Here is an 8221-nt window from a genome sequence, read left to right as displayed (position 1 = left end):
TTGCGCTCGGACCGGAGCGGCGCCGCGAAATGGTTGTGCCGGCCGCAGGGCTCGAATTATCTAATTCCGAAATGAGGCAGCTGCCGGGGGAGCCGACGACATCAAACTACTTTGGCGGGGGACAGTGTCAAGACGAATCGCGGACGTAGGTATGCCGGGCGTCCCGCCGGCGGGACAGTGAATCCAGCCGTTGCCGCATCGAGATATGCCATGTTAGCTTCTCGATTCTCCGCGCCCGCTGTTCGCCGGCGCTACGTCTTCTTGGGATTCAACGCGCAGAAGGGAGGGGCATGACACACGCATCATGGTGGGGTGATCCGCTGTTGGATACCGGTGCGGACCGGCTGCCCTGGCTCATTTCGCGAACCGCACAATCGCGAGCAGAGCTGCGGTCCGCAGTCACCGAACTGAATCGCGAGCTCGCCGGATACGGTATCGGCAACCGAAGCACCGTCATGGTCCGTATGGCGCCCAGTGTGACATATCTGCACCTGATGCTCGCGTTGTGGAGCCGAGGAGCTCAGGTGATACTCGTCGACTTCCGGTCGACGCCAACGGAGTACGAGCCGTTGACCCGGCTGCTCGACCCCCAGTTCCTCATCGTCTCGCCCGAGCCGACCGGTCCGGTGGCGGGCCTTCACGACGACGTCGCGTTCCAGGTACACCGGCGTGCCTCGGGAGTGCCGGCGTCCTCCGACGCCTGTCTGGTGCAGTTCAGCTCCGGATCGACGGGACGCCCCAAGGTCATCGGCCGCACGCCCGCCTCGCTGCTCGCCGAAATTGACCGCCACGTCGCCCTCGACCGGCTGCCCCGCGCGGGCGAGCGGCTGCTCGTGCTGAACTCCATCGTGCACACCATGGGCCTGGTCACCGGGGTGCTGTATGCCCTGCACGTCGGTGCCACCGTCGTGCTGGCGCCCAACACCCGGCCCGCCGAGGTGTTGCGCTTGGCCCGCGACACCGGTGTGGCCGCCGTCTACGGGGTGCCCGCGCACATCGAACTGCTGACGAGGGTGGGGGAGGTCCCCCCGCTGCCGGATCTCCGGCTGGTCCTCTCGGGGGGCGAGCGGCTGCCGCTCGATGTGTACGAGAGCTTCCACCGTCAGTTCGGCGTACCGGTCAGCCAGGTGTACGGCGTGACCGAGACGGGCCTTCTCGTCGCCGGCCTCGACGGGCCGCGGCCGCCGGTCGTCGGCATGGTCGTGCCGGGTGTTGAGGCCAAGCTGGTCGACCAGGAACTGTACGTGCGGTGTGACGCCAGTCCTTATGTGTTCGACGACCAGCCGGACCGCTACGTTGACGGCTGGCTGCGCACGTACGACCGGTTCGCCATGAGCGGCGAAACTGGCGAGTTGAGCATGCTCGGCCGCTCCGACTCGCTGGTCATCATTCGGGGTCTGAAGTTGGATTTGACCGAGGTCGAATCCGTGGTGCTGGCGCATCCTCGAGTATCGGAGGCGGTGGTCACCTATGGCGAGGTGATCGAAGCGTTCGTCGCCGGCGAGAATCCACCGGACCAGGCCGAACTCACTCGTTGGTGCTACGAAAGATTGAGTTTGTTCAAAGTTCCTAAGCGCTTTGTGATCACCGGCGCGTTGCCGCGCAATAAGACGGGAAAGGTCGTCCGTAACCGGACTATGATCATGGAGCAGCTCCAGATTCAAAATCAGGGGGCGGGCAGTGATTAGCAAGGACGAGCTCAAGTCGATCCTCGCCGAGAATCGATCAATGGTGAATGATGCCGATCTCGGGTTCGATGACGAATTCTTCCTCGACTCCTTTGGGATGGTGGATCTGCAAGCCATCCTGGAAGACCGCTACGGCATTCAGCTGGATCCACGGTATGCGGACCTGTTGGCGCTGAGTTCGGTCAACCGTATCCACGACTACCTGGTCAAGCACTTTCCCGGGCAGGTCGCGCCCTGACCCGCCGACGTGCCCTTCGGCGTCGCCGTATGTACCTCATCGCGCTCCGCGGTTCACCGCGGAGCGCGATTGTGGCTCTGTCGCCCTCAGGGGCTTTGCGTAGTCGTCTGAGGGTGCTTCTGAACTGGGGTTTCGCAGGTTCGTCGGCCTGATTGGAGGGTGACGTAGGACGGGTGCGGCCCCGTCGGTGATCATGGAGTTGCTGAGACAACATGACACCGAGAAGGACCACACCCGCGCATGTCATCATCGCTGATCGACGTGATCCGTCACCATGCCCCCGCCCCGCCCGGCTCCTCGACTGCTGGCGGTGAGGCGTTTGGCCTGTTGGAGGCCCTGGCGAGGGTTCCCGATCCGCGTGACCCGCGTGGTGTCCGGTACCCCCTGGCCAGCGTGCTCGCGGTCGCGGTGTGCGCGGTGATGGCCGGGGCTTGCACGTTCGCCGCGATCGTCGACTGGGTCGACGATCTCGATGCGCCGGCGTGGGGCCGGCTCGGGTTCACCGGTCGGGTGCCGGTGCTGAGCACGGTGTGGCGGCTGCTGGTCCGCGTCGACGCCGAGACGTTGACGGCGGTCCTGGCCGACTGGCTGTGCTCGCGGGTGTCGGCGCCGCCGCCGGCGCGGCGGGTCATCGCCGTTGACGGCAAGGTGGTGCGGGGCGCGGTCCTGACCGAGGGACGGGTCCATCTGCTGTCGGCCTACGACACCTGCACCGGTGTGGTCCTGGCGCAGGTCCAGGTCGCGGCGAAGTCGAACGAAATTCCCGCGTTCGCCCCGCTGCTGGAACAGGTCACGGCACGGCTGGGCAGCCTGGCCGGGGTGGTGATCGTCGCGGACGCCCTGCATACCCAGGTCGCCCACGCCCGAGCTGTCGCCGCTGCCGGCGGGGACCTGTACGTGTCGGTCAAGGCCAACCAGCCGACCTTGTACGCCCAGCTCAAACGGCTGCCGTGGGCGCAGGTGCCGATCGGGGACCAGCACCGCGACACCGGACACGGCCGACGCGAGACCCGCACCGTCAAGGCGCTGACCCTGCAGACTCCCGGCGGCATCGGTTTTCCCCATGCTCAGCAGGCCGTCCGGATCACCCGCACCCGCACCGTGGCCGGCAAGCGAACCCGGGAGACGGTCTATCTGGTGGCGTCACTGCCCGCCGCCCACGCCCAGCCTGCCGACCTGCAGCAATGGGCCCGGCTGGAATGGCATATCGAGAACCGGCTGCACTGGGTCCGCGATGTGACCTTCGGCGAGGACGCCCACCGAGCCCGCACCGGCACCGGACCCGCCGTCGCAGCCGTCCTCCGCAACACTGCCATCGGATTCCACCGCGGCAACGGCGAAACCAACATCGCCCGAGCCACCCGACGCGCCAACCGCCGCCCACACGACCTCATCACCACCGTGACCAGCAGCTACTCGACTACGCAATGACCCTGCTGTCGCCCTGCGCGGGACCTCGCGCGGTTCCGGCGTTCGCCGCCCCGACGGCCGCCGGGGCGGATGGCGAACGTCGCACGTCCGTCGACGCCCGTCGTTCGCCATCCGCCCCGGCGAGCCCTTACCCCGCCGCCGGGGCGGCAGCCAGATCGCTCAGGACGGCGGTGCGGTGGTACCACGGGTTGCCGGCGGCCTCGGAGATCAGGTCGCGCGACTCGGTGTCGTAGAACCGGCCGAGCGCCAGCGCCGCCGTCTGGATGAACTCCAGCGCGGTGAAGTACCGGCGCATGAAGGTCGGCTGCCCCAGCGGGACCTCCGTGACGGCCATGTTGCGGTTCTGCGGCATGTCGCGCGTCAGCAGAGCGACGAGGTTGTCCATCTTCTGCTGGGTGTACCTGTCGTCGTCGGCGTCGCGGAACAGCAGGACGCTGTGCAGGCGGTCTGGGTCGGAGAGGGTCGCCACCTCGCTGTGGCAGAACTCGTGGAAGTAGTTGCGAGTGGCCGGGGCCATGGCCATCTCGTTGAAGTGCATCTTGGCCAGCTTGAGCAGGCTCTCGTGCCACTTGGGTGACGCCAGCATGATGATGTTGGCGTTCCGGCTCCGCTGGGCGGCCACCTCGGCGAGTTCCGCCAGTGCCGGGGTGAAGTCGACGGCCAGGTGTGTGGGTAGCGCGGCCACCTCCGCCCGGTGGTCCGCCGCGATGAGCTCCAGCCGTAGGAACATGTCGAGGAGGATCGCAAAGTACTGTCCGACGTGGAACAGGGGGTACTCGCGGTCGGGCTCGCTCAGTGTCCACCGCGCGATCGACACGCCGGCCTCCCGGCCGAGCTCGGTCAGACGACCGCCGGAGGTGAGCAGCAGTGTGCGGTGGTAGCGGCCGGCCAACGACCGGAAGACCTGAATTGGTTCCTCGGAGTGCCCGCTGTAGGAGCTGATGATGAATAGCGTCCCCTCGTCGTCGACAACGGAACGCGGCACGAGGTAGGGAAAGTCGTAGTCGTTGAAGACGTGCACTTCCACCGCTGCGCCGGACGCATTGAGGTAGGTCCCGATCACATCGGAGACGATGGCCGAACAGCCCATCCCGGAAAAGACGATGCGGGTGAACTGGCCGCCGGCCATCCTCTTCCGGAGTTCCGGGTCGATCTCCTCAATCGAATACTCGTCGGCCTTGCGGAAATCGGCGCGATACCTGGACTTGAGGAAAGCCTCATACCGGTCAAGGCGTGATAGCATCGAAGGTGATTCCTCTCTAATCGATGTGGCGACTCCTCACCACATGAACTGGCCGCCGTCGACGATGAGCCTCTGTCCGGTCACGTACCGGGCGCCGTCACCGACGAGGAACTCCAGGGCGTCAGCCATTTCTTCCGGCGTGCCGATCCGTCCTTGCGGGATCTCGGCGAGCAGGTCGGCGAGGGCCTGCGGATCTGCGGTCCGGTACCGAGTGCGCATCTCCTCGGTGTCGATCATGCCGGGGATCAGGCAATTGACGCGTACTTTCGGGCTGAGCTCGAGCGCCAGACATTTCGTCAGGTGCAGCAGGCCCGCCTTGCTCGCGCAGTAGTTCACGCCGTTGCGGCGCGGCCGGATCGCCGTCGTGGCGCCGATGTTGACCACCGAGGGGCTGCCGTCGAGCTGCAGCATTCCGGCGGCGAACGCCCTCGTGAGGTAGAACGGCCCGGACAGGTTGGCGTTGATCACCTGACGCCAGTCGTCGTCCGACATGTCGAGGAAAGGACCGTCGATGTTGCGGCCGGCGTTGTTGACCAACACGGTCGGGGCCCCGTGTTCAGCGAGAACTTTAGCGGCGAAGGTCGCTACCTGTTCCGGCTCGGCGACATCCACCCGGTCTGTGACAATGCGCCCGGGAAACTCGCTCGCCAGGCGGTCGGCGCTCGCCTTGTCGGCGCGGTACAGTGCGATGACGCGATGGCCGAGCTGGGCCATGCGCCGGCTCAGCGCCAACCCGATTCCCTTGGTTCCTCCGCTGATGACGGCAACACGTTCAGCCATAGCCGCGACTCGCAGTACCAGCGATCGGCAACAATGTCACGAGCGTCCTCTCTCTACAGGGTCGAAGCGGTGCGGGAGGGGTTTCTCACCCCAAGGCCACGGGCAACTCGAGATACCGGGTCCACAGCGGCATGGGCTCGAGCACCAACTCCGTGCGGTCCACCGCCAACCGGAGGCCCGGGCTCCTCGCTAACAGCACCTGCAAGGCGACGCGAGCCTCCATGCGTGCCAGGTTCGCGCCCAGGCAGAAGTGCACGCCGTGGCCGAAGCCGAGGTGGTTGTTGGGCGTCCGGGAGATGTCGAAGCGCTCCGGCTCGTCGAACACGGCGGGGTCGCGGTTAGCCGCGGCCAGCAAGGGCAGGACGAGCGCGCCGGCGGGAATGGTCTGCCCGTGCCAGCTGATGTCCTCGAGCGCGGTGGCCGGCCGGGTGCCGGTGATCGGAGGTGCGTACCGCACAACCTCTTCGATCGCCGACCGCCACAGCGTGGCGTCATGCGATGCCATCCGCAACCGGGCGAGCTGGTCGGGATGCTCCAGGAGCATCGCCGCGGCGTTTGTGATGAGGTTGTAGGTCGTCTCGTATCCGGCGGTCACCAGACTGAAGACCATCGCGACCACCTCGTGGTCGGACAGGCGGTCGCCGGCCGCCTCGGCCTGGATCAGCCCGCTGACGATGTCGTCGCCGGGCTCACTGCGCTTGCGTGCCACCAGAGCGCGCGTGACGTCGACCAGGTCGCGTACCCGGCTCTCCCAGTCCTCCGCAGTGCCGCTGAACCCACTCATGAGGGCCGTGACCCCCTGCTGGAAGCTATCCCGTTCGGACTCGCCGACGCCGACCATGTCCGCGATCACGGTGAGCGTGATGGGCAGGGCGTAGTCCGCGCGGAGGTCGAAGGCTCCGCCGCCGATGCGGTCCCGCAACTCGTCGAGTCGCCGGTCGGCCAGTGTGCGCACCTGCTCGCCGAGCTTCTCGATCCGCTGCGGGGTGAAGGGCGCCACCACCAACGAGCGGAGCCTCCGGTGCTCGCCGCCGTCCTGCATGTCGAGGGTTGCGGTGGTGATGAGGCGGATGTGGTCCGGCACCTCGGCGCTGTCCGGTGCGCCCGCACCCGACCGTGACCGCACCAGCCGCGGATCGGTCAGCAGCGACTTGCAGTCCGCATACCGCGAGACGGCCCAGAAGTCCTGCGCGAACGCCCCGAAGTCCAGGCGAACCTGGCCCACCGGCGCATTCTCGCGCAGCCAGCGGTAATGCGCAGCCGGATCCGCACTGAACTCGGGGCTGCCGATCGTGATCGGCAGGGTCACGGTGCTGGGCGTGGCGGTCATCGGTTGTGCTCCTCGAGGGGTGCTCGTGTGCTCTCACCGTCATGGCGGGGCAGCGGGAGAAACTGTCTCCCGGTGGCGGCCCGCACCCGTCGCGCGCGACCGTGGGGCCGGAGAGTCATGCCCGGGTGACGTGGGGCGGCGCGGGTGGCCGCACCCGGTGGGGGAGGGCAACGGTGCGGTGCCCCCGCCGGGATGGTGCCGCTCGTCGGCGCGTCCCGGTTGCCGTGGGCGTACAGCGCGCCCTCCCCTTCAGTGTGTCGTGGTCTTGTTCCGGTTCCCGACTCCGGGGAAACCGCATTCAGCGCGTCAGTTCCGCGATCGGCGTGCCGCGGAGGGTGCGGTCGAGGATTTTGTTGTGACCGGTGTCGTCTTCGCCATGCACCAGCACGGCGCCCCATTTGTCCAGCGGGATGCTTCCGCCGTACTCCTCGACGCGGTCCGTGTCCGGGTAGATCTTGACCTGGGTCGGAACGTATCGCGTCGCGAAGCCCATCCGGTGGCTCTTCGTGCTCGTGTTCGGCAGTGACGCGTGCATGAGGGTGGACCAGAAGATCACACACTGGCCACGCTGCATCACGAGCGCAAAGGCGTCCTCCTCCGCGGGCTTCCAGTTGGGGTCGATCTGCAGCTGCCGGTAGTCGTAGCCGAAGAAGCCGCGCGGCACGCCGTCCTTCAGCTTCGAGTTGATCTGCGACTGGTCGTATGCCATCCGCTTGGTCTCGTCGTAATTCATCGTGTGCTGGGAGCCGGGGATGATCTGTAGACATCCGTTCTCACGCGTGGAGTCGGTGAATGCGGTCCACACCGTCAGTGTGCCGGCGCCGAAAGCATCCGCTGTCTCGCCCGGCCAGAGAATCTGCGGCTTACCGCTGGCATTGGCGAAGGTGTCGGCCTGGTGCCAGTCGGTGCCCTCGTCGCCGGGGTACTTGGGAAAGAACTCCGTCCGCCAGCACAGGACGTTGGGTCCCAGGATGGAGGCGACACGCTGCGTGATTTTACTGTTGCAGACGTGCTGGGTCAGCAGATCGATGTCGAGGTGGCGATCGTAGTTGGCGATGTTCGTGGCGCCGGACAGCGCCTCGTCGACCGGGTACGCCGCGTGCGAGCGGTCGAGTACGTCGCGCCTGACGCGGCGCCACATAGCATCCATCTCCGCCGGCGTGTAGATGGTGACGGGGCCGATATAGCCATTTTCGTTGAAGAACGCGAGCTCCTCGTCCGAAAGACGCCATTGTTCGGTGTCGGTCTGCATCCATTATCCTCTCTGATGAGTGTCCTCAATGGCGCCTCAGATGCCCTGCGGGGCGGCGGCTGACACGCCGGTAGGCATTCGGCAGAGGTTGCGAAGGACGGCGGCGACGTTACTCGCCGTCGGCAACTCCGGCAACGACGGAGTGGTTTGTCGTCCTGTCCCGCCGGCGGGACAGCAAATTGTGCTAAGGCTTAGTGCGCTTCGCGGACGAATATTCACACTTGTGCCGGGCGTGCCGGGCGGTTACGTTCCCCGCATT

At 66.6% G+C, this 8221-nt stretch carries 7 protein-coding genes; 3 read left to right on the top strand and 4 right to left on the bottom strand.

Annotated elements, in window-relative coordinates; genetic code table 11:
• The first annotated feature begins 290 nt into the window (after positions 1-290).
• The 3 genes from ACN268_RS11555 (at position 291) to ACN268_RS11545 (ending at position 3357) form a co-directional block, all read left to right on the top strand.
• Positions 291-1688, top strand: coding sequence for a class I adenylate-forming enzyme family protein (locus ACN268_RS11555; protein WP_421483203.1), 1398 nt, complete (start codon positions 291-293; stop codon positions 1686-1688).
• A complete protein-coding gene (locus ACN268_RS11550; protein ID WP_421483202.1) occupies positions 1681-1926 on the top strand; it encodes an acyl carrier protein in 246 nt (81 codons plus the stop codon). Before ACN268_RS11555 ends, ACN268_RS11550 begins: the two co-directional genes overlap by 8 nt.
• A gap of 240 nt (positions 1927-2166) precedes the next feature.
• Entirely contained in the window at positions 2167-3357 is a 1191-nt protein-coding gene (locus ACN268_RS11545) for an ISAs1 family transposase (RefSeq protein WP_421483200.1), read from the top strand.
• Between the two features lie 127 nt (positions 3358-3484).
• On the opposite strand, the gene ACN268_RS11540 is transcribed toward ACN268_RS11545, so the two are convergent.
• From ACN268_RS11540 to ACN268_RS11525, 4 genes are all read right to left on the bottom strand, one after another.
• Positions 3485-4600 carry an SIS domain-containing protein gene (locus ACN268_RS11540; RefSeq protein WP_421483198.1) on the bottom strand — a complete coding sequence of 372 codons (1116 nt, stop codon included), beginning with the start codon at positions 4598-4600 and terminating at the stop codon, positions 3485-3487.
• 36 nt (positions 4601-4636) lie between these two features.
• The gene (locus ACN268_RS11535; RefSeq protein ID WP_421483197.1) at positions 4637-5380 is read right to left on the bottom strand and encodes an SDR family NAD(P)-dependent oxidoreductase; all 744 of its coding nucleotides are present in this window, start codon (positions 5378-5380) and stop codon (positions 4637-4639) included.
• An 85-nt stretch (positions 5381-5465) separates the two neighbouring features.
• Positions 5466-6710, bottom strand: a complete 1245-nt coding sequence (locus ACN268_RS11530) for a cytochrome P450 family protein (protein ID WP_421483196.1) — start codon at positions 6708-6710, stop codon at positions 5466-5468.
• 298 nt (positions 6711-7008) lie between these two features.
• Complete coding sequence (locus ACN268_RS11525; RefSeq protein WP_421483194.1) at positions 7009-7962, bottom strand: chlorinating enzyme; 954 nt, start codon at positions 7960-7962, stop codon at positions 7009-7011.
• Positions 7963-8221 lie beyond the last annotated feature (259 nt).

This window comes from Micromonospora sp. WMMD735 (genome assembly GCF_049178995.1).
Taxonomy (GTDB): Bacteria; Actinomycetota; Actinomycetes; order Mycobacteriales; family Micromonosporaceae; genus Micromonospora; species Micromonospora wenchangensis.
This window is presented reverse-complemented; position numbering and strand designations above follow the sequence as displayed.

What these genes read in the sequence shown, in the direction of transcription:
- ACN268_RS11525 (WP_421483194.1), bottom strand. Translation starts at nt 7,962, where the DNA reads ATGCAGACCGACACCGAACAATGGCGTCTTTCGGACGAGGAGCTCGCG.
- ACN268_RS11545 (WP_421483200.1), top strand. Translation starts at nt 2,167, where the DNA reads ATGTCATCATCGCTGATCGACGTGATCCGTCACCATGCCCCCGCCCCG.
- ACN268_RS11540 (WP_421483198.1), bottom strand. Translation starts at nt 4,600, where the DNA reads ATGCTATCACGCCTTGACCGGTATGAGGCTTTCCTCAAGTCCAGGTAT.
- ACN268_RS11530 (WP_421483196.1), bottom strand. Translation starts at nt 6,710, where the DNA reads ATGACCGCCACGCCCAGCACCGTGACCCTGCCGATCACGATCGGCAGC.
- ACN268_RS11555 (WP_421483203.1), top strand. Translation starts at nt 291, where the DNA reads ATGACACACGCATCATGGTGGGGTGATCCGCTGTTGGATACCGGTGCG.
- ACN268_RS11535 (WP_421483197.1), bottom strand. Translation starts at nt 5,380, where the DNA reads ATGGCTGAACGTGTTGCCGTCATCAGCGGAGGAACCAAGGGAATCGGG.